23 protein-coding genes and 1 pseudogene are annotated in these 26,432 nt (G+C 62.1%); 14 read left to right on the plus strand and 10 right to left on the minus strand.

Features of this window, described 5'->3' with window-relative positions; all coding sequences use genetic code 11:
* Window positions 1–41: 41 nt before the first annotated feature.
* On the minus strand, window positions 42–977 hold the full coding sequence (locus BM364_RS17640; protein ID WP_244542937.1) for a dihydrodipicolinate synthase family protein: 936 nt from the start codon (window positions 975–977) through the stop codon (window positions 42–44).
* A gap of 297 nt (window positions 978–1,274) precedes the next feature.
* Here BM364_RS17640 and BM364_RS17645 point away from each other — a divergent pair, with 297 nt between their 5' ends.
* The 3 genes from BM364_RS17645 (at window position 1,275) to BM364_RS17655 (ending at window position 4,282) form a co-directional block, all read left to right on the plus strand.
* On the plus strand, window positions 1,275–2,234 hold the full coding sequence (locus BM364_RS17645) for a Bug family tripartite tricarboxylate transporter substrate binding protein (RefSeq protein ID WP_210186461.1): 960 nt from the start codon (window positions 1,275–1,277) through the stop codon (window positions 2,232–2,234).
* A 74-nt stretch (window positions 2,235–2,308) separates the two neighbouring features.
* On the plus strand, window positions 2,309–2,761 hold the full coding sequence (locus BM364_RS17650) for a tripartite tricarboxylate transporter TctB family protein (protein ID WP_092426973.1): 453 nt from the start codon (window positions 2,309–2,311) through the stop codon (window positions 2,759–2,761).
* Between the two features lie 6 nt (window positions 2,762–2,767).
* Complete coding sequence (locus tag BM364_RS17655; protein ID WP_092426976.1) at window positions 2,768–4,282, plus strand: tripartite tricarboxylate transporter permease; 1,515 nt, start codon at window positions 2,768–2,770, stop codon at window positions 4,280–4,282.
* Between the two features lie 268 nt (window positions 4,283–4,550).
* On the opposite strand, the gene BM364_RS18905 is transcribed toward BM364_RS17655, so the two are convergent.
* The 3 genes from BM364_RS18905 to BM364_RS17665 all read right to left on the minus strand — a co-directional run bounded on the left by BM364_RS18905 (window position 4,551) and on the right by BM364_RS17665 (window position 7,067).
* Entirely contained in the window at window positions 4,551–4,811 is a 261-nt protein-coding gene (locus BM364_RS18905) for a phosphotransferase (RefSeq protein ID WP_425284918.1), read from the minus strand.
* Window positions 4,812–4,984: 173 nt separating this feature from the next.
* Entirely contained in the window at window positions 4,985–5,389 is a 405-nt protein-coding gene (locus BM364_RS17660; protein WP_092426978.1) for a phosphotransferase, read from the minus strand.
* A 985-nt stretch (window positions 5,390–6,374) separates the two neighbouring features.
* Window positions 6,375–7,067: a GntR family transcriptional regulator gene (locus BM364_RS17665; RefSeq protein ID WP_175528660.1), complete on the minus strand. Its 693-nt coding sequence runs from the start codon at window positions 7,065–7,067 to the stop codon at window positions 6,375–6,377.
* 114 nt (window positions 7,068–7,181) lie between these two features.
* Between BM364_RS17665 and BM364_RS17670 the strand changes: the two genes are divergently transcribed.
* The 8 genes from BM364_RS17670 (at window position 7,182) to BM364_RS17705 (ending at window position 14,908) form a co-directional block, all read left to right on the plus strand.
* Window positions 7,182–8,207, plus strand: coding sequence for a nitrilase-related carbon-nitrogen hydrolase (locus BM364_RS17670; RefSeq protein WP_092426984.1), 1,026 nt, complete (start codon window positions 7,182–7,184; stop codon window positions 8,205–8,207).
* Window positions 8,204–9,781: an amidohydrolase family protein gene (locus tag BM364_RS17675; protein ID WP_092426987.1), complete on the plus strand. Its 1,578-nt coding sequence runs from the start codon at window positions 8,204–8,206 to the stop codon at window positions 9,779–9,781. Before BM364_RS17670 ends, BM364_RS17675 begins: the two co-directional genes overlap by 4 nt.
* A gap of 182 nt (window positions 9,782–9,963) precedes the next feature.
* A complete protein-coding gene (locus BM364_RS17680; protein WP_175528661.1) occupies window positions 9,964–10,965 on the plus strand; it encodes an ABC transporter substrate-binding protein in 1,002 nt (333 codons plus the stop codon).
* Window positions 10,966–11,021: 56 nt separating this feature from the next.
* Complete coding sequence (locus tag BM364_RS17685) at window positions 11,022–11,810, plus strand: SDR family oxidoreductase (protein WP_092426992.1); 789 nt, start codon at window positions 11,022–11,024, stop codon at window positions 11,808–11,810.
* Window positions 11,811–11,849: 39 nt separating this feature from the next.
* Complete coding sequence (locus BM364_RS17690; RefSeq protein ID WP_092427279.1) at window positions 11,850–12,659, plus strand: ABC transporter ATP-binding protein; 810 nt, start codon at window positions 11,850–11,852, stop codon at window positions 12,657–12,659.
* 1 nt (window position 12,660) lies between these two features.
* A complete protein-coding gene (locus BM364_RS17695) occupies window positions 12,661–13,482 on the plus strand; it encodes an ABC transporter permease (protein ID WP_092426995.1) in 822 nt (273 codons plus the stop codon).
* A gap of 53 nt (window positions 13,483–13,535) precedes the next feature.
* On the plus strand, window positions 13,536–14,471 hold the full coding sequence (locus tag BM364_RS17700) for a dihydrodipicolinate synthase family protein (RefSeq protein ID WP_210186464.1): 936 nt from the start codon (window positions 13,536–13,538) through the stop codon (window positions 14,469–14,471).
* A complete protein-coding gene (locus BM364_RS17705) occupies window positions 14,471–14,908 on the plus strand; it encodes a RidA family protein (protein ID WP_092427001.1) in 438 nt (145 codons plus the stop codon). The genes BM364_RS17700 and BM364_RS17705 overlap by 1 nt, the downstream gene beginning before the upstream one ends.
* A 12-nt stretch (window positions 14,909–14,920) precedes the next feature.
* Here BM364_RS17705 and BM364_RS17710 read toward each other — a convergent pair whose 3' ends face one another.
* From BM364_RS17710 to BM364_RS17720, 3 genes are read right to left on the minus strand one after another with little or no spacing between them, the layout of a single operon-like run.
* Window positions 14,921–15,949: a PDR/VanB family oxidoreductase gene (locus tag BM364_RS17710; protein WP_244542938.1), complete on the minus strand. Its 1,029-nt coding sequence runs from the start codon at window positions 15,947–15,949 to the stop codon at window positions 14,921–14,923.
* A 14-nt stretch (window positions 15,950–15,963) separates the two neighbouring features.
* Window positions 15,964–17,295, minus strand: a complete 1,332-nt coding sequence (locus BM364_RS17715) for a Rieske 2Fe-2S domain-containing protein (RefSeq protein ID WP_092427004.1) — start codon at window positions 17,293–17,295, stop codon at window positions 15,964–15,966.
* A 12-nt stretch (window positions 17,296–17,307) separates the two neighbouring features.
* Window positions 17,308–18,381 carry a nitrilase-related carbon-nitrogen hydrolase gene (locus BM364_RS17720; protein ID WP_092427285.1) on the minus strand — a complete coding sequence of 358 codons (1,074 nt, stop codon included), beginning with the start codon at window positions 18,379–18,381 and terminating at the stop codon, window positions 17,308–17,310.
* A 217-nt stretch (window positions 18,382–18,598) separates the two neighbouring features.
* Between BM364_RS17720 and BM364_RS17725 the strand changes: the two genes are divergently transcribed.
* Entirely contained in the window at window positions 18,599–19,300 is a 702-nt protein-coding gene (locus tag BM364_RS17725) for a GntR family transcriptional regulator (protein WP_092427007.1), read from the plus strand.
* A gap of 150 nt (window positions 19,301–19,450) precedes the next feature.
* Here the strand turns inward: BM364_RS17725 and BM364_RS17730 are convergent, their stop codons facing one another.
* Entirely contained in the window at window positions 19,451–20,797 is a 1,347-nt protein-coding gene (locus BM364_RS17730) for a dihydroorotase (protein ID WP_092427010.1), read from the minus strand.
* A 110-nt stretch (window positions 20,798–20,907) separates the two neighbouring features.
* Here BM364_RS17730 and BM364_RS17735 point away from each other — a divergent pair, with 110 nt between their 5' ends.
* Complete coding sequence (locus tag BM364_RS17735) at window positions 20,908–21,528, plus strand: NIPSNAP family protein (RefSeq protein ID WP_092427013.1); 621 nt, start codon at window positions 20,908–20,910, stop codon at window positions 21,526–21,528.
* 137 nt (window positions 21,529–21,665) lie between these two features.
* Here BM364_RS17735 and xdhB read toward each other — a convergent pair whose 3' ends face one another.
* Window positions 21,666–23,996, minus strand: a complete 2,331-nt coding sequence (xdhB, locus tag BM364_RS17740; protein ID WP_092427015.1) for a xanthine dehydrogenase molybdopterin binding subunit — start codon at window positions 23,994–23,996, stop codon at window positions 21,666–21,668.
* A complete protein-coding gene (gene xdhA, locus BM364_RS17745) occupies window positions 23,989–25,461 on the minus strand; it encodes a xanthine dehydrogenase small subunit (protein WP_092427288.1) in 1,473 nt (490 codons plus the stop codon). Before xdhA ends, xdhB begins: the two co-directional genes overlap by 8 nt.
* A 276-nt stretch (window positions 25,462–25,737) precedes the next feature.
* Here xdhA and BM364_RS17750 point away from each other — a divergent pair.
* Window positions 25,738–26,353 (plus strand): annotated as a pseudogene (locus BM364_RS17750) (tyrosine-type recombinase/integrase).
* Window positions 26,354–26,432 lie beyond the last annotated feature (79 nt).

The following is a 26,432-nucleotide window of genomic DNA, read 5'->3' on the forward strand; positions in this document are numbered from 1 at the left end:
TGGGAGGCGGGCCGCAGCTTTCGCGGCCCGCCTCAGGTCAATCAGGCAGCCGAGCGGGCGCGCACATTGGTCAGCTCGAGCACCGGGCCGAGCACGGCGTCGATAGCGGCCTTCTGGGCGTCGGTGACGCGTTCCATCGGCGCACGCGGGTGGAACAGCGGCAGGCCCTGGCGGTGCTGAATGTACTTTACGCAGGCCGGCAGGTTGTCGTGGCGCAGGGCATTCCACAGCGCATTGAGGCGGAAGTGGATATCCTTGGCGGTCTTGTGGTCGCCCGCCTGCACGGCGTCGAACAGCTTTACGGTCACGCCCGGCACGGCGCAGGTCAGCGCGCTGATGGCACCATGGGCGCCGAGGGCAAAGCTGGGATAGAGCAGCGCGTCGATGCCGGTGAGCACCAGGTTTTCCGGCTTGGCGCGCAGCATCAGGTCGGACACCGACTTCACGTCGCCCGAGGACTGCTTCATGCCGACAACGCCCGGCACGGCTTCCATGATGGCGAGCATGTCGTCGATGGAGAGGTAGTTCCAGGGAATGACATTGTAGATCAGGATCGGCACCTGGGTTTCTTCCCAGATGGCGCGGAAGTGCTCGATGGTGGCTTCGCGACCCGGCTTGAACAGGTAGTGGACCGGGGTCACCTGCAACGCGTCGATCTTGATGTCGCCCAGCGCCTTGACGCGATCGATGGCTTCGCGAGTCGACTGCACGATGAGGCCGACGACGAAGGGCACGCGACCGGCATTGGCGTCATGCGCTTCGACCATGGCATTGGTGAATTCGGTCGAGGAGAGCGTGTGGCCCTCGCCGGTCGAACCACCGACCACCAGACCACGCACGCCGGAATCGATCATGAAATCGACCTGGGCCTTGAGTGCGCCGCCAACCAGATTGCCATTCTCGTCGAACGGCATGGAGAGTGGCGGCAGAATGCCCGTCAGGGTGTTGCGCAGCTTGAGCGCGATTGGGTTGCTCATCGAATTCCTCCAAGGCCGGGACGGGCGCCACCATGGCGGTCCGCGTCCGAAAAATTAGCGCGATGCGGGCCCGCCACCGGGCACAACATTCATGAAATTCCACAATCCGGAATATCATTCCTGCATTTGATAGGGATGATCGCGTTATCGTGTCAACATATTTGGGCAGTTTTGCGCAATATTGCAGAATCTGCGCCGCGGGAGTTGACAGGCTAGTTCCGGAATGTGGTACAGAAGTTTGCAATACGGCAAGCAATGCTCGTATGTCGGAACACTCGACTCATAGGGAGGATTGAAATGACTCTTTCGAAGAAACTCGCCGGCGCTCTGGCGCTGTCCGTCTTGGCGATCGCCCCCGCGGCGGCGCAGTATCCTGATCACGCCATCAACCTGATCGTGCCATGGGCCGCAGGCGGCGGTACGGATGCCACCGGCCGCATCGTGGCCACGCTGCTCGAAAAGGAACTGGGCCAGCCGATCAATGTCATCAACCGCACCGGCGGTGGCGGCATTGTTGGTCACACCGAAATTTCCTACTCGCCGCCCGATGGATATACGCTGGGCATCATCACCACCGAGCTGTCCATGTATCACTGGACCGGCGTGTCGCCGCTCAACTACGAGAACTATGACGCCCTGGCGCTGTTCAATGCCGATCCGGAAGCGGTCTATGTCCGCACCGATGGCCCCGACATCGACGCCCTGCTCGACCAGATCCGCGCCAATCCCGGCCAGGTAAAGGCCTCCGGCGCAAACCTGGGTGGCATGGCCCACCTCGGCTGGGCCGGGGTGTTGACCACCAATGGCATCGACCCGGCAGCTGCGCCGTGGGTTCCTTCGGAAGGCGCCTCGGCCAGCCTCCAACTCCTCGCTTCCGGTGCCATCACTGTCGTTACCACCACCATGCCCGACGCCCGCCCGATGGTCGATGCGGGCGAAGTGAAGCCGCTGATCGTCGCCGCCAATGAGCGCGTCGCCAATGCACCCGACGTCCCGACTGCCGAGGAAGCCCTGGGCAACAAGTGGGCCGCCTATGCCTGGCGCGGCATTGCCGCTCCCAAGGGCCTGCCCGAAGACGTGAAGGCTCGCCTCGTCGAAGCTCTCGACAAGGTGCTGACCAGCGCCGAATTCACCGAGTTCATGGCGCAGCGGAACTTTGGCGTCGATTATCGCGACGCTGCCGACTTTACCGCCTTCATGCAGGATGCCGACGCGTCTATTGGCCAGGCGCTGACGGCTGTCGGCCTCGCCAAGTAAGCCCCAAGGCTTCGATCCACCGCACAGATAGCCGGAGCTCCGTCTCCGGCTATTCCCTTCACGAGGAGAAGCGCATGAGGCGGTCCATCCCTATAGATAGCGTCCTAGGCGTGCTGTTCGCCCTCGGCGGCGCAGCCATTCTGCAGCAGGCGCTCACCATGCAGTCGCTGCCCGGAATGAATGTCGGCCCCGGCTTTTTCCCTTCCATTGTCGGTGGCGGCATGGCTCTCCTGGGCATTGCTCTGGCCGTGCAGGGCTGGTTGGTGCCGGACGATCCCGAGGAAGAGGCGCCACCGTTGGCAACCTGGTTTGCCGTGTGGATCGTCATGGCGATCGCAGCCGCTATCTTCGCTATGCCCATGCTCGGCTTTCTGATCGCGGGCACTATCTTCTCGTTCGCCATCGTTATGCTTAGCCGTGGCGGCCTCGTACCCGCGCTGATATTCAGCCCGATCGCCACTGCGTCGGTTTATTTTCTGTTCACGCTGGTGTTGCGGGTTCCGCTGCCGCGCGGGCTTCTGGGGTAACTATCGATGGAAGCTTTTGCTCTGGCCGCTGGCCTCGTCTTCAATTTCGAAACCTTGCTAACCATTTTCATGGCTGCGGTGTTTGGCCTCTTCGTCGGTGCCATTCCCGGCCTCACCGCCACCATGGCGACGGCGCTTCTCGTGCCGATCACCTTCTACATGGCGCCCATTCCCGCAATTGCCGCTATCATCTCCTGCACCGCCATGGCCATCACCGCCGGCGACCTGCCCGGCACGCTGCTGCGCATTCCCGGAACGCCAGCGTCGGCCGCCTATGTGGAGGACTCCTATCGCCTCGCCCAAAAGGGCAAAGCAGGCCTCGCCATCGGCATCGGCGTCGTCGGCTCGGTACTCGGCGGCCTCTTCGGCTTCCTTTTCCTCCTGTTCACCGCGCCGATGCTGGCCAAGGCGGCGCTGGGTTTTTCGAGCTTTGAATATTTCTGGCTCGCCGCGCTGGGCCTTTCCTGCGCCGCGCTCATCTCCTCGGGTGGCATGATCAAAGGCGCGCTGGCGCTGCTGCTCGGCCTGTTTATCGCCCAGATCGGCATGGACCCGCTCACCGCCACACCACGCTTCACCTTCGGCAATCTCGAACTGATGGGCGGCATCAGCTTCATCCCGGTTATGATCGGCATGTTCGCCGTCTCAGAAATCATGCGCTCAGGCCGCCGCGCCATGGCCGAAGTTCCGCAGATGAACCTCAAGAACCCCTTCGAGGGCACGCTCGGCGCTTTGTGGAAATATCGAAAGAACCAGGTGCGCGGCTCAATCATCGGCTCGCTGCTGGGTGCCCTGCCCGGCGTGGGCGGGGACCTCGCGGCCTGGATCACTTACTCGCTGGCCAAGCGCACCTCCAAGGAACCGGAAAAGTTCGGTAAGGGCCATCCTGAAGGTCTCGTCGAAGCGGGCGCCACCAACAATGCCGCCCTCAGCTCCTCCTGGATTCCGGCGATGGTGTTCGGCATTCCCGGAGACGCCGTCACGGCCATCGCCGTGGGTGTTCTCGTTATGAAGGGCCTTGATCCAGGCCCGACACTGATGACCCTCCATCCGGAGAATTTTTATGCAGTGATGATCGTCTTCGCGATTGCCAATATCCTCATGCTTCCGCTCGGCTGGGTGGCCGCAAAATCAGCCCGCTGGATCTTCGAGGTTCCGCGCGCACTGCTCAACGCCGCAATCCTGCTCTTCTGCATTGTGGGCTCCTACTCGATCAACAACTCCATGTTTGGCGTCTGGCTAATGCTGGGCGCAGGTATGGTTGCCTATGTACTCGAGGCGCGGATGATCGCAATCGCTCCGATCATCCTCGGCATCGTTCTTGGCCCGCTGGTGGAGACCAACTTCACCACCTCGATGATGATCTCGGATGGCAACCTGCTCGGCTTCTTCGGCCGGCCTGTTGCAGCAGTCTTTGGCGTGGTGACGCTGCTGATCTGGGGTGTAGCCATTTTCCAGACCATCCGCGGCATACTCCGAAAAGACAACAACCTGCGATCGGCGAGCCAGTTCCCTTCCTAGCCGTGCAAACGTTTCAAAGCCCTGGACCCGTCCGGGGCTTTTCTTACCACTAAGGCGTTTCCCTCACGAGGAAACCACGATTGGCGTCTCTCCGAAGGTCGCGACATTAACGGAGTCGAAATTGCCTAGGCAGCAACGGGGTGGGAAGGAAATGGTAAGTTTGGACTGATCGTTGGAATAGTTGACACGATGATTTATCTCCGGCCCTATTCCAAGCCGAGTTCATACGCTGCGATAATGCGATACAGTGTGCTGTGACCAAGCTCGGTCATCCCGGACTGGGTGTTCGGGTAGTACCAGACCAGGCCCATGGCCTGCTGAAAGGCCCACGCCGCACCGCGCCGCCACTCCGCGTTATGGCACGCAAGTTGAGCTCGTAGCCGCCACGTTCGTTTGTCTCAAACAGATACCATGCTGCGACGAGGTCGGGGGCGGGATCGGCTGGGCCTAAACTCCCATTGTCTAGGACGCCCGCCAGTCGCTGATCCTGAGTCAGCAGGTTCGCGGAGATGTGGTCCTTGTGACACATGGCCTGCGTGGTCGGTGTTGGTAGCTTCCTGAACTGTTGCCAGAGGCGTTTCAGCTTTGGCTCGTCGAGAAGAGTCTAGCTCTTATTAAAACCGGTGGCCATCCACGCATCGTGATCGCGCAAGTGCCGCCTCTACTTCCTCCGGTGAATGGGCGTCCCCTAGTATGCGCTCGTCACAACGCGGAGATCAAATTGGCGATGTCGAGAGCAAATGTCCCTGACCTGCTTAGTCCTTGCGGCGTTGCCGGTATGCCCTCAACCCAGCTCTGCATCGACCGTGGCCTAGGATAACCGCGCCCAAGTTGCTCAAGACCGATGGGGCGAGACGTCGAGACGGGATAGTAGCCGGACAACTCCTGCAAGGCCTGTGCCTCGCGTCGCAGTGCATCCGCGCAGACTTTCGCGTCGGCGCCCCGTAGTGGGAATCGCGCCGGTGCAAGTCTTCCGATCCGGAAGACCGCGTCGTCAGTCCCCGCCTGAAATGGTGTGATCTCTTCGCAGACCAAGGTTGGAAAGTGTTCCTGGATCAAGCGGCGTACGGTGGCGGTGTCAACGCGCACTTCATCGTCATGCAGCATAGGTCTCCTCCTAATTCCGTCAACAACGCTCGCGGAAATGACCGCTTTGGGTCAACGAGAAAGCACGCCAGAACGGCGATTTAGGGGTCGACAGCTGACGTGGCACCTACGAGCAGCGCCCCCCCAAGCATCAGGCTACAAATTGGTGGGTCGACGGTAGTTAACAGTTATCGCAAATGATAAGCATCTAGGAAACGCTTACGCATGCTGAGTTCTTTAAATGAATCCCATCCTCCCCTGATGCGGGAGGGCAACCCAAGCGTTGACTTACCTCAGCCTGATGGGCCTACCTATCCTCTCCCTTCGCGGGAGGGTGCCCCGGAGCCAGTCTCCGGGGCTATTTCGACCGGTTCACACACAGCCTCTGCAACTTCCTACCCGCCTACCGAACCGACAGCCTTTGGGCAGCGGCAAGGATGTCTTGGGCGACCGGATTGGGCGTCGCAACCGCCCTTCCCTGCCCAGCCGATACGCGCCCCATTCCCGTCGTTCAGACTGCGTTCTTGATTTTCTGAAAGCTGCCAGTCCGCTTCGGCCGCCGTCAAAGGCTAAATAGGATGGCTTTCAGGCTGTCCTCTTTGGGCACGTACGATCGAGTAACGGATCTACAGCCAGCGTCAGCCAACGTGATACGGCGGTCGGAAACTCTCGAGAGGAGTGCACCGTCGTGGCTGATGACGAGAATACCAAGGTCATCGGATTTGCGAGCGAACAGATAGCGTCATACTCGGCCTGTGATATCGGACCGAGCATGTTGGTCAATTCATCAGCGCTGAGATAACGGGGCTGTAAAGACAGGACCCAAAAGACGCGGACAACCTTCGGACGGTGCTGGAACCAGTTTTCACACGGCCTCGGCTCGGCAGCCGCCGTTACAGTGCAATAGCTTCTCGGTCCTTTCGGCAATACGGTCGTAGCGAGCGCAAGATATCGCACAGTCGACTTTTGTGGCAAGCGATGCTCGGCTCCACCACAACCGCGAAATTCAGTCGCAGTTAGTCCTAAGCAGGTAGGTGATGATCGCGTATTTGACGTTGTCGAGGTGTCGCCCCATCAGCAGCCGAGCCTTGTCCGCATTACCGGCCATGATGGCCTCGATCAGAATACGATGCTCGGAGGCGCCAGTCACCAGCCGCTGCGGCAGGCGCGCGGTGTTAAACAGCCGTGTGCGTCGGCGCAGATCGCGGACAGACGCGGCAACGAGGGGATTGCCGGCAGTGTCGGCAATGGTTTCGTGCACCAGATTGTCCACGGCCCAGTGCTGGGCAGGCGTCGGCGTTTCGATAGCCACCAGCTTGTCGATGGCATCAAACAGCTGCGTAGCAACAGAGGCCGGCAGGTTGCCCGCAGCGCGCCACGCCGCTTCTACCTCCAGAATGCGGCGCATGTCGAGAATTGCAACGAAATTTTCGATGCCGACGGCGCGCACGACGGGAGCCCGACCATGGGCGCGAATGATGAATTGCTCGGCCTCGAGGCGGCTGAGGGCTTCGCGCAGGGGCGTACGCGACATGGCGAGCCAGTCAGCAAGATTGCGTTCCTGCAAGGGCGTGCCGGGCGCGATCTTGCCACCCAGGATCATTTCCAGCAGCCGGTTATAGGCCTGGTCAGCCAAGCTCACCACCTCGTCGCGCGCAGGCGCCGAACCAACCGGCGAATTCATCTCAAAGTAAGTCATGCTTTTCGGTACACCAGCCCCATACCAAAGGCAACGGAGCTTCGGAAGGATTTGCTTCACACTCGCAAACCGATGTGCCATTGGTATTCCATTGGAACACAACGGAGATCGATTATGCCTAACGCACCCTGGCGCGCCACCTGCATTCAGATGACCAGCCAAGTGGCCAGCGATGCCCCCAACAAGGCGTCGGCATGGGCCGTGATCGAAGCCAATCTCGCCAACGCGATCAGCCTGATCGAAGAGGCCTGCGCGGGGGAGAACCCACCGCGTCTTGTGGTCTTGCCCGAATTCGTGTTCCAAGGCCCGCCACGCGCCACTCCCGTCAGCACCTGGATCGAAAAGGCGTGTGCCGCCATTCCGGGGCCGATCACCGATCGCCTCGCCGAGGTCGCGAAGCGGCTCGACATCTATATCGCCGGCAACCATTTCGAGGTCGATCCGCGCTGGCCGGATCGGTATTTCAACTCGTCCTTCCTGCTCGACCCCAGAGGCGAGGTGATCCTGCGCTACCGTCGCATCAACACCGCATCCTGGACCAGCCCGCACGACATCCTTGACCAATATCGCGACGCCTATGGCGAAGAGGGCATCTTTCCGGTCGCGGATACCGAACTGGGGCGGCTTGCCATTTTCCCCTGCGGCGAGATCAATATCCCCGAACTCAGCCGCGTCTTCATGCTGCGCGGCGCCGAAGTCCTGCTGCATCCGCACAACGGCCCGGTGTCGCCCCCGAGCGAAGCGGCCAAGACCTGCCGCGCCGCCGAGAACATGTGTTACCTGATCAGCGCAAATGTGGCGGGTGGCATCGGCTTTTCAGCCGATGGCAGCGAACAGGGCGGCCATTCGCGGATCATCGACTACTTGGGCATGGATGCCGCAACCGAAGTGGGGGCGGCCGAAACCATCTCGGTGTCCGCCATGATCGACGTCGAGGCGCTGCGTCAGGCCCGGCGTGACAAGGGCATGGGCAATATGCTGATGCGGTCGCGGTTCGCCATGTATCGCGATTACTACGCCAAGGCCGATTTCTACCCGGCCAACGGGCTGGCGGAAAAGGCGTTCGAGACCTATCCCGAACTGACCCCGCTTCAGGAGCAGGCCCTGGCCAACATGACCCAGGCCGGGGTGCTCAAATGATCCGGATCGGCGAAGGCGCAAGCGGCAGCGCGGCTGGCACCAGCCTCATCCGAGGCCGATACCTGCTGCTGGGCACCAAGGACGATGGCACAGTCGAGATCGTCCGGGATGGCGCCATTCTCCAGCAGGACGGGCGGATCGCCGAGATCGGGGCGTGGGACGCATTGCGCGCGCGGCATCCCGATGTCGAGGTTCTGGGCGGACCGGACGCGCTGGTCAGCCCCGGCTTCGTCAATACCCACCACCATGTCGGGGTGACGCCCATACAATTGGGCAGCCCCGACCTGCCGCTAGAACTGTGGCTCACCCACCAATTGCGGCATCGCAAGCCCGACGCTTACCTCGATACGCTTTATTCGGCTTTCGAACTGATCGCTTCGGGCGTCACCGCGGTCCAGCATCTGGGACGGATGATGCCGGCGCCGGTTTCCGGCTGGCGCGATGCGGCGACCGCAGTCATCGAGGCCTATCGCGATATCGGCATGCGCGTCAGCTTTGCCATGTGCAATCGCGACCAGCACCGGCTGGTCTACGAGGACGACACCGTGTTCGTCGCCAGCCTGCCGGCCGAGCTGCAGGAAAAGACCACCGCTTTCCTCAAGCGCTCGCATTTCCGCCTCGAAGACTTCGAGAGCCAGTATCTAGAACCCATGATCGAGCATTATGGCGTGCGCAACGACCCGCTGGTGCGGCTGTGGCTGGCGCCGATCAATCTCGAACGCGCTTCCGATCGGTTGCTGACGCTGACCCGCGACTGGGCCGAAAAATACGGGATGGGCATCCATCTCCATCTGTCCGAAACCGTCTACCAGAAGGAATTTTCACGCCGCCGTTTCGGCAAGTCGTCGGTGGCCCACCTCGCCGACATCGGCTTTCTTGGGCCGCACCTCACGCTGGGACACGGCACCTGGATGGACGAGCACGACCTCGACTTGATCGCCGATCACGGGGTCTGCATCTGCCACAATGCCAGTTCCAACCTCAGGCTGCGCAGCGGCATCGCGCCGGTCAACGCCTTGGTCGAGCGCGGCATTCCGGTAGCGCTCGGCATCGACGAAGCTGGCCTCAACGATGACCGCGACATGCTGCAGGAGATGCGGCTGGTCAAGCACCTGCATGCCGAACCGGGGCTCTATACCCCGGTGCTTTCACCGGCACAGATTTTCCGTATGGCCACGGAAGCCGGGGCACAGGCTTCAGGCTTCGGCGACGATATCGGCCGACTGGCGGTCGGCAAACGTGCAGACCTCGTGGTGCTCGATTATCGGGCAATGGCTGGAGTTTACCTTTCGGACGATACCGATCCGGTCGCCGCCCTGATCCACAGGGGCAAGACGGAGCATGTGCAGGCAACGATGATCGACGGACGCGTGGTCTATCGCGACGGACGGTTCAGCTTCATCGACCGCGATGCAGCGCTTTCGGCACTGCATAAAGACCTGGATCGTCCTTTGACGGCTGGAGAAGAGGCACTCGGCCAACTCTCGCGCAGCTTGCTGCCACACCTCAAAGACTTTTACCGAGACTGGCCGCTGCCAGACGGCGAGCCCTGGTATCGCCTCAACGGCCGATAGCGCTTTTTGACGCAAGCACGCACGCCCTGCGTGCAAAACGGTCGACAAGGCCGGAGCGATCTGCACAAATAATCAGCAGAACAGATTTTTGCCCAGAGATGAGACAGACGGCCGTTGACAGCCGATATTCCCTTGGCATACCGTTTGAATGCCGAAACGGATTGGCAGATATGGGGAAACAAATGAAACATCTGACAAGGGACGCACTCTCGCTGGCGAGTGTTGCTTTGATGACGGCGCTGATGGGGTCCGCAACCTATGCGCAGGACCTGCAGCCGCTCACCGTCCGCCTCGCCTTCATTGCCGGCGGCATCGATGCGCCGTTCTTTGTTGCCAAGAGCAAGGGCTATTTCGAAGAAGAGGGCCTCGACGTCACGATCATCGACGGCACGGGCTCGACCGACACCATCCAGGCCGTCGGCAATGGCTCGGTGCAATTGGGCAATGCGGGTCTGGGTGCCCTGGTCCAGGCTGCGGCACAGGCCCGGTTCGACAACATCACTGCCGTCTTCGGCCTCGTGCAGAAAGACCCCTCTTCCATCGTGTCGCTCGAAGGCTCGGGCATCGATGAACCCAAGGACATCGAAGGCAAGCGCTTCGCTACCGAAGCCGGCAACTTCTCCGACGGTATGATCGGCGCCTTTGCCGCCGTCAACGACATCGATCTCGACACCATCGAACTGATCGTCACCGACAATTACAACCAGGCGCTGCTGCGCGGCGATGCCGACTTCGTCAACGTCTGGGCGAACCCCGATGGCGACAAGATCGCCGTGTTCAACGCCATAGAGCCACCGATGCTGTTTGCCGATTACGGCGTCAACGTCCTGGGCTCGAGCGTCATCGTGCGCAAGGATTGGTTGTCGGAAAACGAGGAAGCCGTGCGCGGTTACCTCCGCGCCATCACCCGCGCCCATGCCGACGTCATCGCCGATCCGGATGAAGCGCTGGACCTCTTCATGGAAAACCGCCCCGATGCGGACCGTGAAGCCATCGGCCTCGAAATCGAGGTGATGGAACAGTATCGCCATACCGCCCGTACCGAACGCATGCCGCTTGGCTATGTCGATCCGGAAGACCTGGTCGAGACCATCTCGCTGCTCGAGACCTATGCCGAAATCCCGACCGGCTGGTCTACCCCGGAAATGGTCTACACCGACGCCTACCTGCCGGAAGCCGAATAAATCTTCGGGCGCCGCGACCCGGTTGCGGCGCCGCACTCACACTACGGAATTAGTTTATGAATCTGGGTTTGCGCGGCAGAAATGCCTTGGTTTTGGGAGCCAGCCAAGGGCTTGGTCTGGGCGTTGCGCGCGCCTTGCTCGATGAAGGCGCCCGCGTCGCCATCTCCTCCCGTTCCCGTGACAGCCTAGAAGCCGTGCGCAGCAGTCTTTCCGACGAGCAGCGTGATCGCTGTTTTATCATTCCGGCTGACTTGGGCGCAGAAGATGCGGCCCGGTTGCTCGCCGACACAGCCCGCCAGGAACTCGGCCAGGTCGATATTCTCGTCAACAATTCGGGCGGTCCGCCCACCGGGCTACCCAGCGCCATTTCCATGGTTGATGTCGAAGCCCAGTTCACCAAGATGGTGACGCCCCTGATGGGCCTAACGCTGGCGCTGGTTCCGGCCATGCGCGAGCGCGGATGGGGGCGCGTGCTCACCATCGCCTCGAGCGGGGTGATCCAGCCGATACCGCATCTGCCCATTTCCAACAGCCTGCGTTCCGCGCTGGTCGGCTTCATGAAGACGCTGGCGGGCGAAGTCGCCCACGACGGCGTCACCGTCAACATATTGGCTCCCGGTCGCATCGCCACGGACCGCACCCGCAGCATCGATGCCGCTGCCGCGGCCCGCGCCGGCAAGTCCGAAGACGACATCGCCCGAAAATCGGCAGCGACCATTCCAGCCGGGCGCTATGGCACGCCCGAAGAATTCGGCGCCGTGGCGACGTTCCTGGCCGGCGCGCCGGCCAGCTACGTCACCGGCTCCATCATCCGCGTCGATGGCGGCGCGATCCGCTCCATCTAGCCCAGGCCCAGGACTTCGAGGGGAAAAGGTATGAATGACATGAGTTTGAACCTGGAGGCGGCCAGCTCCGTAAAGCCGCATATCCGCATTTCCCGCGTGTCCAAGACCTTCAAGACGCGCAAGGGCGATGTGCATGCCCTCGACGATATCGATCTCAATATCAAGCGCGGCGAATTCGTCTCCATCCTGGGGCCGTCAGGCTGCGGCAAGAGTACGCTGATGATGCTGCTCGCCGGCCTCACGCCCTATTCGAAGGGCCGGATTGAAGTCGGCGAAAAGCTGATCCAGGGTCCCAATCCGGAAGGCGGCATCGTCTTCCAGCAGGACGTCCTGCTGGAATGGCGCACGGCGCTGCAGAACATCATGATGCAGGCCGAAATCCGCAAGCTGCCGATCGAGGCCGCAAAGGCCCGTGCGCGAGAACTGCTGGAGATGGTGTCGCTTGGAGATTTCGAGAATGCCTATCCCAAGGAACTCTCGGGCGGCATGCGGCAGCGCGTTTCCATCTGCCGCGCGCTGCTGCATCGGCCGCCTTTGCTGCTGATGGATGAGCCGTTCGGCGCGCTTGACGCCATGACCCGCGACCAGCTGCAGCTCGACCTGCTGCGCCTCTGCCGCGATAACGAGATGACGGTGATGTTCATCACCCACTCGATTGCCGAAGCGGTGTTCCTCTCCGACCGCGTGGTCGTCATGTCTCCACGACCCGGCCGGGTCGAGCGGATCATCGATATCGACCTGCCCCGCCCGCGGCGCCTCGCCATGCGCGAGGAACCCCAATTTACCGCTTATACCCGCGAACTGACCGAGATCTTCAAGACCCTCGGCGTCTTCCGTGAAGAGGTCTGAAATGGCAGCCATCACCGATGTCGAAACCGAGCCGCGCGTGCGCCGGCCATCGCCCCTGCGGTTCCTTGGGCGGGTTTCCCCTGCTTTCTGGACCCTCATCATCCTCCTAATCCTCTGGGAACTGTCGGTGCACATCACCCAGGTCCCCATCTACATCCTGCCCCCGCCCACCGCGATCGTCAAAGAGATGATCGCCTACTGGCCGCGACTGATGTACAATGGCGGCATCACGCTGTCGGAAGTGCTGATCGGTTTCCTATTCTCCATTCTGGTCGGCGTGCCGCTTGCCATCCTGATCACCTATTCACGTGTCGCCGAACGCGCGATCTATCCGATCATCGTCGCTAGCCAGACCATTCCCAAGGTCGCCATCGCGCCCCTTTTGATGGCCTGGTTCGGCTATGGGCTCACCCCCAAGATCGTCATCGTGGTGCTGTTGAGCTTTTTCCCGATCGTCATCAATTCGGTTGTGGGGCTCAAGGCATCCTCTGCCGAAATGCTCTACCTGGCGCAGTCGATGGGTGCTTCCGGCTGGCAGACCTTTTGGAAGTTTCGCCTGCCGCAGGCCCTGCCCTACATCTTCGCCGGTCTCAAGCTGGCAACCGTGCTGTCGGTGATCGGCGCGGTGGTGGCCGAGTTCATCGGCGCCGACCAGGGCCTGGGCTATGTCATTACCGTGTCAGGCTCGAGCTTCAACATCACGCGCCAGTTCGCGGCCATCATCGTGATTTCGGCGATCGGCATGCTGTTCTTTGCCGCCATAGAAGCGCTCGAACGCTTTGTGGTGCCCTGGAAGGCGAACCCGATCGTCGCCAGCGAGTAAATAACGGTCGGACTGCGGCCCGCCCCCAGATATTTTCCGAGGAGACTACCTTGATCCACCGTTTGGACGAGAGCGCCGCCGGCGTCTACGTCATCGCCGTCACGCCCTTCACCGATAGCGGCCAAATCGACGAGGCCAGCATCGATCGCGCGGTCGAGTTCTACCTCGAAAAGGGCGTCTCGGGCATGACCATCCTGGGCATGATGGGGGAATCCCATAAGCTCAGCATGGAAGAGAGCCGCGCCGTCATGACCCGCTATCTGCGCCGCGTCGACGGCCGGGTGCCAGTGGTGGTCGGCGTTTCCAATCCCGGGACCGACCCGCTGGTCAGCTTTGCCGGCGAAGCCATGGCGGCCGGCGCCGCCGGCGTCATGGTCGCGCCTGTGAGCACGCTCAAGATCGACGAGCAGATCTTTGCCTACTTCTCGGGCGTCCTCGATCGGCTGGGAGATACGCCCGTCGTCCTGCAGGATTATCCGCTGGTCACCGGGGTCAATATCGCGGTGGAGACGCTGGTGCGCCTCTTCGAGCGCTATTCGAGCATCAAGATGCTCAAGCACGAAGATTGGCCGGGCCATACCAAGCTCTCGCGGCTGCGCGCGGCACCAGGTCGGCAGGTCAGCATCCTCGTGGGCAATGGCGGTCTTTACCTGCCCCAGGAACTGGCGCGCGGCGCCAATGGCGCGATGACCGGCTTTGCCTTCCCGGAAATGCTGGTCGATGTCTGCGCCGCGTTCCAGAAGGGCGATGCGGAGCAGGCCGAAGACATCTTCGATACCTACCTGCCCCTCCTCCGGCACGAGGCACAGCCGGGCATCGGCATTGCCCTCCGCAAGGAAACTCTGCGCCGGCGCGGCGCTATCGCCTCGGCCCATGTCCGGCATCCGGGCCCCAAACTCAGTGCCGAGGACCTGCACGAACTCGATCGGCTCATCGAGCGGCAGGAGCGCCGCCTCCTGGGTGAACCGGCCCTGGCCGCTGCCAGCTGATGGCGCTCATCGATCTTCCGCCTCCTCCCAAACCGGCCGGTCTTTACCGGCCGGCAATCATTGCGGGAGAAAAGGTTTACCTTTCGGGCTTCGGCCCCCGCAGGGACGATGGCAGCCCGCTGGTCGGGCAGGTCGGCCGCGACCTCGATCTTGCTGCCGCGCAGGCTGTGGCACGCAATATCGGGCTCACAATTCTTTCGGTCTTGCAGGATACGCTGGGCGATCTCGATCGCGTCGCTCAGGTGATCCGCATCACCGGCATGGTCGCCTGCGGGCCGGACTTCACGCAGCACCCCAAGATTATCGATGGCTGTTCGCTGCTGTTGGCCGAGGTGCTGGGGGAGCGTGGGGCGCATGCCCGCATGGCCTATGGCGTGAGCTCCCTGCCCAATGGATCGCCCGTCGCGATCGATTGCGTCTGCCTGATCCGGCCCTGAGGGCCGGCCGGATCAGAGATCGAGCACCAGCTTGCCGCTGGAGCAGCCGGAACAACAAACCATGACGACCTCGTTGGAGGCGCGCTCGCGCGGCGAGAGCACATTGTCCATGTGCTCGGGCACGCCTTCGAGCACTCGCGTTTCGCAGGAGCCGCAGACGCCCTCCTTGCAGGAATGGGAGACGTAGACATCGTTGCGCAAGAGCACGTCTAGCATGGTCTCGCCCAGCGGGACATGAAAGGTCATGCCGCGGCGCTTGAGCTCGATATCGAATGCCATGGTGGGCTTGGACTTGCTGCCGGCAAAGTGCTCGATATGGACATTATCCTCGGGCCGCCAGCCGGCAGAAGCGCGAAAGGTTTCGATCATCTTGCCAGGGCCGCAGCAATAAAGATGCGCTGCCTTCGGGATGGTCGAGGCGATCTTGAGGAGCGGCATGACCCGGCCTGCCTCTGCATCGAAATGCAGGTTCACCCGCCCCGGCCCCTTGGCCTCGAGCGCTTCAAGCTCGGGCAGAAACGCAGCGCTTTGGCGATCGCGGGCAGCGTAATGCAGCACCCACGGCTTGCCCAGAGCCTCGAGCTTGCGGATCATGGCAAGGATCGGCGTGATGCCGATGCCGCCGGCAAAGAACGCGCTTTGCTCGGCATCATCGATTAGATGAAACGTATTGTGCGGCGGATCGACGGGCAGCACGTCGCCGACCTTGAGCTCTTCGTTGAGATAGGCCGAACCGCCCCGGCTTGCCGCATCGCGGTTGACGCCGATGATATAGCGATCGGTGACGCCCGGCCCGTTGGTCAGCGAGTAGGAGCGGCTGAGATCGCCGGGGAGCTTCAAATTGATATGGGCCCCCGCCGTAAACGGCGGCAGGGGCGAACCATCGAGCGAGACCAGTTCGATCTGCCGGATCGTCGCCGCAAGCGGAACAATGACGTCCACCCGCAGCCGCAGCTGGTTCCGCTCGGTGGGGGTGGCACCCACGCCGTCCCCCACCCAGTCAAAATCGGCACCGGACACCATGCCTCCGTCGCGCTCCACAATCCGCTCCTCGCTCATTCCGCGGCGGAGAGCTTGGGACGGTAGCCCTTGATCTCGGCCATCTTGTCTTCGTAGCCCTCGAGCCAGTCGGTGCCATAGGGCACGACGATGTCGCCGCCGCGGGCATCGCGGGCAAGCTGGGGCTGATCGACGATCTCGGGCAGGGTGCGACTTTCGCGCCAGGCGATGGCGGCGTCGAGCATGACCCGGCGGGTGAGGATCACCATGCGGTCGGAGGCAGCAAGGTGCTCCATTTCGCGATCCACCACCGGACCCATGGATTCCTGGATCGCCTGGTCCTGCAGCGGGATGCCGACAATGCCGGTATAGCTTTCCCCGCTGCGCTGCCAATCGCGGTCGATGCCGAAATCGTTGCTCGCGTCCTTGACCGGGCGCCAGCGGCCCTTCCAGTCGGTGGTGGTGGGCAGGTATTCGAGCGGACGGGCTAGGCCCTGCACTTCGGTGCCATCATTGTACATGAGCTTCTTCTTGCCGCCGCCCGACGCGCGGCGCAGGTCGATGTTGAAGATCATGGTCGAGGTATCGTCGATCGGCACCCAGGCGTTGACCGTGACATTGTCGTCCATTTCCCCGGACGGATAGGTGACCCAGAAGGGGAAGATGTAGCTGGCGAAGCGATGGTGCTCGGTGCCCTCATAGGCATTGCGCTGGGCCGAATACATGGTGCCGAAAGGCATGACCGAGACGTTGATCTTGGGCGCCTTCTCGATGACCGTGAACACTTCCGGATTGGAAAGATCGAGCCGTTCCCCGTCGACCCCGCCGACATGCAGGAACCCGAGGTGGGAGGTATCGATATCGCCTTCGAGCGCCTGCATGTAGTTGCAGTCGCGATGGGTCAGGGCGATGTTGCGATCATCCGGCTCGCCCATGATCGCTTCGATCTCGGGCAGCTCGGGCGGATTGTCCTGGCGCTCGCCCATATAGGCGAAGACCATGCCGCCCGATTCCTTGACGCGATAGGCGATGGCGGGCGTGCCAGCGGGATACTTGGACTTGTCTTCAAGGTTTGGCTGATCGAGGCACTTGCCGGTGACGTCGAACTTCCAGCCATGGTAGGCGCAGCGGATGCCGCCCAGTTCGTTGCGGCCAAAGAACAGCGACGCGCAGCGGTGCGGACAGCGGTGGTCGAAGACGCCGACGCGGCCTTCGGTATCGCGGAACGCCACGAGCTTTTCGCCCAGGATCATTAGCCGAACCGGATCGCCATCTGCCTTGAGCTCGGAGCTCAGGCACACTGGCAGCCAGAACTGGCGAAAAAAATCGCCCATCAGCGTGCCTTTGCCGACGCGGGTCAGGTCGATATTTTCTTGCGCGGTAATCATTGGGGCTGTCTCCTAGTGAGCGGATACGGCGACCGGCTCAGAAGCGCCGGTCGGAAGCGGTTTGAGAATGCCAGCGCGCTCCATGTTCTGGCGCGAGATGGCGATGGCGTCCCGGGTTTCCGCGACATCGGCCATGGGCGCGTCGAGGAAGTAATTGGGCGGGTAAAAGCGTGCTGCCTCGTAAAAGGGCACGTACATTTCGTAGCGGGCGCGCAGCAGCGCATTGTCCAGGCCGCTATCGGTGCGCCGGTCGCGCCGCAGTTGCTCGATATCGATCATGGCGCTGACGCCGATGCTTTCCTCGGCGTTTTCCTGGAAGGCGAGCGTTTCGCCATGGTGATCGAGGATATGCGAGCGACCGCCCAGAATGGTGTTGTCGGGCGAAAAACCGATATACTGGGCGACGTTGCCGGAAACGAGATAGACCATGTTCTCGGTGACGCGGGTAAGCTTAGCGGCTTCCTGCCGAGCCGAATATTTTGAATTGGTAGGGTGAAGGATCACCTCGGCGCCCTGCATCATCATCACACGCGCTACTTCGGGAATGGTAATCTCGCCGCAGGGGATGACGCAGAGCCGGCCTAGTTCGGTATCGACGACCGGGAACACCTTGTCCTTTGGCGTGACCGCCAGATAGGCGCTCATGAAGTCATGGACGGACGGGAAGGCGGCCGTGTTGAGCCGGCGGTAGTTGAGGATCACCTCGCCCGACCGGTCGATGATGAAGGAGGAATTGAAGTAACGACCCGGCCATTCCGGCGGCGCTTCGAACATGTTGCCGCAGATGAAGATGCCGCGGCGCTTGGCCAATTCCTGCAAGGGCGCCGTCAGCGGACCGGGGATGGAGGAGCAGGCGCGCTCGATCCATTCGCCGACGCCCATATGAAGCGGCGGGCCCTGCATGGCAAATTCGGGAAAGACCACGAGGTCGGGCTTCTGCTCGCTGTCGCACGCTGCTTCGATCATGCCGACTAGCCGATCGACATTGCGCTGGATCAGCGCTTTTGCTGCGGCGTCATCGGGCGCTTGCGAGGCGCGCTCGCTCTTCATCTGGATGCTGGTGGCCCGCCAGGGTTTGATGGTCATGAGCTTCATCTCGTCAATTGCACGCCAGTGGTATACCACTGATTTTAGAGCAATTCCAGCCCATTGCAAGAGGATTGCCGATGTCCTGTGCAAATCGGGCATGTGCACAAGAATACGCCGCTTAAAATCACCAGTTTACGGGGGGATACCGCTGATATCCCGCGTGTGCTTCACGCCGTCTTGTTCTATAGCAGAGGGGTTGGCATCGGAGACGACGATGAACGAAATTGCTGCACTGGTGGACAGAGACGACGAGCTTGGCCTTGCCGGCGACGCCGCACAGAAGCCGAACCTGACCGAGCAGGTCTATGGGCAGTTGATCGACCTCCTGATCGCTGGCGAACTGCGACCCGGCGACGTCATCACCGAGCGCCGGATGGCTGATCGGCTCAACGCGTCGCGCACCCCGATCCGAGAGGCCCTGGGGCGCCTCGAGGCAGAGGGCCTGGTCTACAAGCAGCCGAGCCGTGGCGTCACCGTCAGCCCGTTTTCGACCGAAGCCTTTGTCGACATCCTCAATATCCGCCAGTTGCTGGAAGCAGAGGCTGCCTTTCTCGCGGCCGGCAGGATGCGCTCGGATCGCATCGCCCTGATTCGCGATGCGCTCGAAACCCTGGCCAAGAATCCGCAACCCAGCCTGGCCGATATCTGGGGCGTCGACGACATGCTGCATGGCGAGATCGCTGACGCAGCCGGCAATCCGCTGATGGCGGCGCTGATCCGCGACCTGCGGCGGCGCACTCATGTGTTCAACGCTTATCGCAACCCGATCACGCCGCGCTTCAGCGTCGACGAGAACACCAAACTGCTCGAAGCCGTCGCCGGCAGCGATCGCGAGGCTGCGAAAGCGGCGATGCGCGAACATATCGAGATGGTGAAGCTCGCGATCATCGAGCGGCTGTCGGGACCGCAGCGCTAGGGCCAACGTGATCGATGTGAAGAGGTCTCTCCTAGACCTCATGGTGAGCTTGTCGAACCACGAGGTTGGGCACGCAGATCCTGCCACGACCTCGCCCTTCGACAAGCTCAGGATGAGGTCTACTGGAATTGAAGCTCGGACGTAGAACCTTCAGCCGCGCCTGACGTATCGGCCCGATCCAGCCTCTGCCACAATTATCGCCCCATCCGACGCCTGCGTGCCGCGCACCCAGGTGGCCACCGTCCGTGCAGCGAAGGTTTCCCCGTCATAGGCGCTCCAGCCGGGGCCATCCGGATTATCGGTCGACTGATACGTATAGGGTTCGGGCTTCAGCACCACGAAGTCGGCATCCATTCCCGGTGCCAGTCGCCCTTTGCGCCCCAATCCGAAGAATTTTGCCGGGCGATCGGCGAGCCATTCGGCGCTCAACTCTGCCGCACGATCCTGGCCATAGCGGCTCGCCGCATCCGAAAAGAATACCGGCAGGAGCGCTTCGAGCCCCGGCATGCCCGCTGCGACATCGAAGATCGACGCATTGGTCTTGCGCTCGATCGGCCAGGCGCTGTGATCGGAGGAGACGAAGGTGCAATCGCCACGCTCCAGCACCTGCCACAGCGCTTCCTTGGCGCTGCCGCGGATCGGCGGATTGACCTTGAGCAGGCCGCCCAGCCTTGGCATGTCCACGTCGGCATCGAAGTGCAGATAGTGCACGCACATTTCCGCCGTCGCCTTCTGGCCGCCATCGCGGAACCAGCGGGTGATGTCGAAGCCCTTGGGCGTCGAAATATGAACGATGTGCAGCGGCGTCGACAGGCCATCGCCAAGCGCGAGGAATGTCGCGGTTGCCGAAAGCTCCGCCACTTCCGGCCGGCTGGGGCTGTGGTGCTCAGGACCAGTTCTCCCGTCCGCCTTGAACTCTGCAGCGAGCCTCCGCACGATCTCCTGGTCTTCATTGTGCAGGCCGAGCGGCAAGCCGCTGCCATCCAGCATCTCGATCAGCGCGCGGGTTGCCCCGCTGCCGATGCGCGGGAACCGATGCGGGTGGGCCTCGAAGGAGGAGATCTTGAAGGCGCAGACGCCGCCCGCAATCAGCGCCTCGACATCGTCCCGGTTCGGATCGGCCGGCACGGTGCCGTAAAGAGCGACATCGCACACCGCATATTGGCCGATCGCCGCCGCTTTGTCGGCAAGCAGCTGGCCTGTGGTGATAGGGTCGGGCTCGTCATAGGGCATGTCGACGATGCTGGTCACCCCGCCGATCAACGCCGCCTTGGTGGTTGGCCCGATGCCAGGGAAGCCGATCTGGCTGCCAGCATGGGTTTGGCCATCCACGACGCCGGGCAGGATATAATCCTCACCGTAATCCACGACCGTCGTGGCCTGGGGCGATGTGCCACTGCCAAGCTCGGCAATGCGGCCGCCGTCCACGGCAATCCAGCCCCGGTGCAGAATGCCCGCAGGCGTCACGACACGACCCTTGATCAGGCATTCGAACATCTCGGGCAAACCCCTGCGAACGTTTGGCGTGCAATTGGAATCCAATTGGTGTACCAAATAGGCGCACTTTTGGAAAGCCTCTGCTGCAACGCCTCATCTCAGGACCGACAATGCTCTACGACCTTACCATCCTGTCGCTGCTGCCCAATACCTTGGGCGCCGTGATGCCGATCCTTCCCAAGACCTACGAAAACTTTTCCTCGACCGGCCGCCCGCTGGGTGCCTTCGCTTGCGAATTCGGCCAGCTCAACCGCTTTGCCTTCCTGACCGCCTATGACAGCGTCGAGGCCCTTACCGAAGAGCGCGCCCGGCTGATGCGCACCGACGATGCCTATGGCATCGCGCCCTATCTTGGCGGCGTCGTCAGCACCGCCTTCAAGCCGCTCTTTTTCATGGAAGACAAGCCGGTCACCCCCGGCGAGTATGGCCCATTCTACGAGTTCCGCACCTATACTCTGGCGCCGAACGGCCTCGATGAGACCGCCGATGCCTGGAGCAAGATCGTCGAGCGCCGCAACGCCATGTCGCCCCTGCTGATGGTCATGGCGTCCATCGAAGAAGGGCCGCAGCGCATGGTCCATATCTGGCCCTATAACAGCATCGAAGACCGGGTGAAGGCGCGCGGGCAAGCCAGCAAGGAAGGCATCTGGCCACCCCCGGGCGGCTCGGGCAAGCTCACCGCCCTCCAATCCGAACTGTTCGTGGCGACTGGCTTCTCTGACCTTAAGTAGGCATCGCCGCTTCTCGTTTGGATGCGATCATCCCCCAACCGTCACCACCCGGCTCGTCCGGGTGGTCCATGCCTCCGCAAGATGGATTGCCCGGACAAGCCGGGCAATGACGGACCTTGGTATAAGGGTGATCGGACCTACCCGGCGCCGGCCTTTTCCTTGAGCCGCTGCATCGCCATCAGCACACGCTCCGGCGTCGCCGGCGTATCGAGGCGCGGCGCGAAGCGATAATCGGCAACGCTCGCGACCGCCATTCCGATGGCGCCGAACACCGAATTGGCGAGCATGATCGGCGGCTCGCCAACCGCCTTCGAGCGGTTGACGGTCGGCGCCTTGTTGATCGACCATTCGGCGATATCGACATTGAAGATGCGCGGCCGATCCGAGGCGAGCGGGATCTTGTAGGTCGATGGCGCATGGGTGCGCAGGCGCCCCGCCTTGTCCCACCACAATTCCTCAGTGGTCAGCCATCCCATGCCCTGGATGAAGCCACCCTCGATCTGGCCGAGGTCGATGTCCCGGTTCACCGAGCGCCCGACGTCCTGAAGGATATCGGTGCGCAGGACCACGTATTCGCCGGTCAGCGTATCCACCGCCACTTCCGAGCAGGAAGCGCCATAGGTGAAGTAGCCATAGGGGCTGCCCTGCCCGGCATTGCGGTCCCAATGGATATGGGGGACCTTGTGGAAGCCGGTTGCGGAAAGCGGCACGCGAGCGGCATAGGCAGCCTCGGTAAAACTGTGCCAGCTGACGATATGGCTGCCGATGCGCACCGTTTCGTTCTCGAAGCCGACCTCGTCCTCGTGCACTTTCCAGGCGTCGGCGGCGAAGGTCACGAGATCGCGCTTGATGCGCCGGGCCGCATCCACCGCCGCCGCGCCGTTGAGATCGGTGCCGGTCGAGCCGGAGGTGGGCGAGGCATTGGGCACCTTGTCGGTCGCGGCAGCCGTGGCCCGCACGCGCTTCAGCGGCAGGCCAAACTCAGCGGCGACCAGTTGGGCCACCTTGGTGTTGAGCCCCTGCCCCATTTCCGTGCCACCGTGATTGATGTGCATGGAGCCGTCGCGATAGATCACGAGGAGCGCAGCCCCCTGGTTCATCGACTTCTTGGAATAGCCGATCCCATATTTGATCGGGCTGAGCGCAATACCGCGCTTGATGAATTCGGACTTCTGGTTCGCCTCGATGATCTCGGCGCGCCGTTCCTGATAGGCGCTGCTCGCCTCGAGTTCGGCAACGATGCGCGCCATGATGTTATCGGTGACGGGCTGGCCGAAATGGGTCGTGTTGCGCTTTTCATCGTCATAGAAATTGCGCTTGGCGATTTCGAGCGGATCCTCGCCCAAAGCATAAGCGATTTCCTCGATCACGCGCTCGGCGGCGATGATCGCCTGCGGCCCGCCATAGCCGCGGAAGGCGGTATTGCTCACCGTATGGGTGCGGTGCAGCGTCGATTGAACATGCGCCGAAGGGTAAAAATAGGCATTGTCGGCATGCATCACTGCGCGATCCGCCACCCCGCGGGACAGGTCGAGCGAATGTCCGCAGCGCGCATGGAGCCCCATGCGCACGCCCTCGATCACCCCGGCATCGTCGAAACCGACCGCATAGTCGATCTCGAACTCGTGCCGCTTGCCGGTGATGACCATGTCGTCATCGCGATCCGGCCGACATTTGACCGCCCGCCTGAACTTGCGCGCCGCCAGAGCCGCCACAGCGCCGAACAGCGTTCCCTGGGTTTCCTTGCCACCAAAGGCCCCACCCATGCGCCGCACATGAACGCGCACGCCATTGGATTCGAGGCCCAGGATACGGGCGACCACTTCCTGCACATCGCCGGGATGCTGCGTTGCCGAATAGACCAGCACCTCGCCGTCTTCCCCGGGCAAAGCCAGCGAGACCTGGCCTTCGAGGTAGAAGTGCTCCTGCCCACCGATGCTGATGCGCCCTTCGATCACCTGTCCGGCAGCCGCCAGCGCCGCATCGATATCGCCTCGCCTGACCGTCAGGCCCGCGCCCACGGTCGCGCCACCGCCAGCGATCGCCTCGGCCACCGTGAGGTGCGGCGCTTCCGGCGCGTAATCGACCACGGCGAGCCGTGCAGCCCGCCGCGCCGCCTCGCGGCTCGTCGCCACCACTGCAAAGATGGGCTGGCCGTGGTAATTGGCGCGACCGTCGCAGAACAGCGTATCGTCATTGGTGCCGGCCGGGCTGATGTCGTTGATGCCGACAATGTCGGCGGCGGTCAGCACCCCCACCACGCCCGGCGCGGTTTTCACACGATCAAGGTTGACCGAGCGGATCAGGGCATTGGCTTCGCTCGACAGCCCCAGATAGGCGTGCAACGTGTTCTGCGGCTCGATGATGTCGTCGATATATTCGGCCGTTCCCGCCACATGCTTGTGCGCCGATTCATGGGGCACAACCTGGTCGAGGGCGGCAAGCCCGGTGCGCAGCAGATCATCCATGCAGCAGCTCCCGCACCTGCACAGGCGCGATGCCGGTGGTCTCGCGCCAGAACCGTAGCAAAAGATTTTGCGCCACCAGCAGCCGATAATCCGCACTGGCGCGCCAGTCGCTGAGAGGGGTGAAATCATGGGCATAAAGGGGCAGAACGCTCTCGATCGTCTCGCGCGTCCATTCGCGGCCCAGCAAGGCGCCTTCGACTGCGCGGGCGCGCTTGGGCGTCGCCGCCATGCCGCCATAGGCGATAGTGATCTCCGAGATCAGATCGCTATCGAGCCGCAGGCGAAAGGCGCCGAGAACGGATGAAATATCCTCGTCAAACCGCTTGCTGACCTTGTACGCCGCGATGCGATCCTCCGGGCCGGGCAATGGCACGGTGATGGTTTCGATGAATTCGCCCGGCTGGCGGTCCTGCCGTCCATAGGCGATGAAGAAGTCCTCCAGCGGCACGCTGCGCCGCTCGTTGCCGCGCCGCAAATTGACTTGGCTGCCCAGGACGATCAGCGGCGGCGGCGTGTCGCCGATCGGCGAGCCATTGGCGATATTGCCGCCGATGGTGCCCGCATTGCGCACCTGGCGGCCACCGATCCTCGACCACAATCCCGCCAGTTGCGGCAGATGCTGCGCGATCGCCTCTTCGGCCTCGGCAAAGGTGGTGACAGCACCGATCGTCAGCGTCCCCTCTGCGGCGCTAATGCCGGTCAAATCCTCGATTCGCTGCAGGTGCACCATGACCGGTAGCTGCTGGAGAAACTTGTTGATCCAGAGCCCGACATCGGTCGCCCCGGCAACGATGGTGGCGCCGGGTTGCTCCATCAGCACCGCCGCCAGGTCGTCGCTGCTGGCCGGCAGGATAGCGCGATCGTCGCCCGAGCGCAGCACCAGGCGCGCGCCATCGCGCAGCGCGAGCAGCCGCTCCTTCATCTTCGCGCGTCCAGTATTGAGTCGATCCGACCGCGGCTCGTTATGGTCGCTGGCGTACTGCGCCGCCCGCACGATGGTGTCGTAGCCAGTGCAACGGCAGAGATTGCCCTGCAGCGTCTTTTCGACTTCCGCCACGGTCGGCCGCCGGTTGTCCAACCAGTCTGCATAAAGCGACATCACCATGCCCGGTGTGCAGAACCCGCATTGGCTGGCATGGCAATCGACCAGGCTCTGCTGCACCGGATTGAGTACACCGTCGCGCGCCAGATCTTCGATGGTCACAAGATGCGTGCCATCGAGCGTCGAGAGCAAGCGGATACAGGCGTTGACCGCTTCGTAGACCAGGGCGCCGCCTCGATCAATCCGACCGACCAGCACCGTACAGGCTCCACAATCGCCTTCGGCGCAGCCTTCCTTGGTTCCGCGCAGATGCTGCTCGAGCCGCAGCCAGTCCAGAACATTGCGATAGGGCTCTACTCGATCGAGTTCGATGAACTCGTCGTTTAAATAAAACCGCAGAGTCGATCTATGTTTCACGCGCATCGCCATCCCAATGGTATCCTTATGGTCGACCAAAAGTTTGCTTAGCGCAATACCGTTAGAGAAGCGGTGTCGCATTTCTCATCGCAAGCTGGTCGGCCAATGGGTCACGGACGACTAGCGATGATTTACAGACGGGGGGCCTCTGGCAGCGGAATTGGGATCGAATGCCGCTGGTCTGGTATTTCGCCCCTACCCTGCCCTTGCGCTTGAAGCTCCTCGTCTAAGCCCTGCCGTGATTGTTATTCCTTTGGCCGTTTTGGCCGAAGGAGAAATGTAATGGATATCTCGCAATATGACCCCGGTTCGATTGGAAAATCCGCCTGGAATGCCGGCAAGCAGGTCGGCGCCAAGCGCGCCTTGAAGATCAAGCAAATCTGGTCGATCCGCTTCGCTCTTGATCGAGAAGGTCGAATGAGAGACCGCGCGCTTTTCGATCTCGCAATCGACAGCAAGCTTCGAGGCTGTGATCTAGTAAAGATCAAGATCGGCACACTCGTGTCCGGAGCTGCTATTCGCTCGCGATCGAAGGTGATCCAGCAAAAGACGGACAGGCGTCCAATTCGAGATCACCGCCGATACCAGGGCTTCTCTCCTCGCTTGGCTCGAGCGCCGTGGCGGAACGATTGATGACTACGCTTTCCCCAGCCGCGTTTCAGTGGGTGGTCACTTAAGCACGAGACAATATGCCAGACTGGTCGACGAGTGGGTCACAGCGATCGGGTTGCTGGCAGCGGAGTACGGAACCCACTCGCTCCGTCGAACCAAGGCAACGATCATTTACAAAGCCACGGGTAACCTGCGGGCCATCCAAATCCCGCTTGGTCACAGCAAGATCGAGAACACGGTCAGATACCTTGGCGTTGATGTTGACGACGCACTCTCCTTGTCGTAGGCGACGGAGATCTGAGCCAGCCCACTTCGCCGGCGGATACTAACGCGCACTATCGGCGAAGCGCCCCATTCCTGCCATT

Source organism: Devosia crocina (genome assembly GCF_900116545.1).
Classification (GTDB): Bacteria; Pseudomonadota; Alphaproteobacteria; order Rhizobiales; family Devosiaceae; genus Devosia; species Devosia crocina.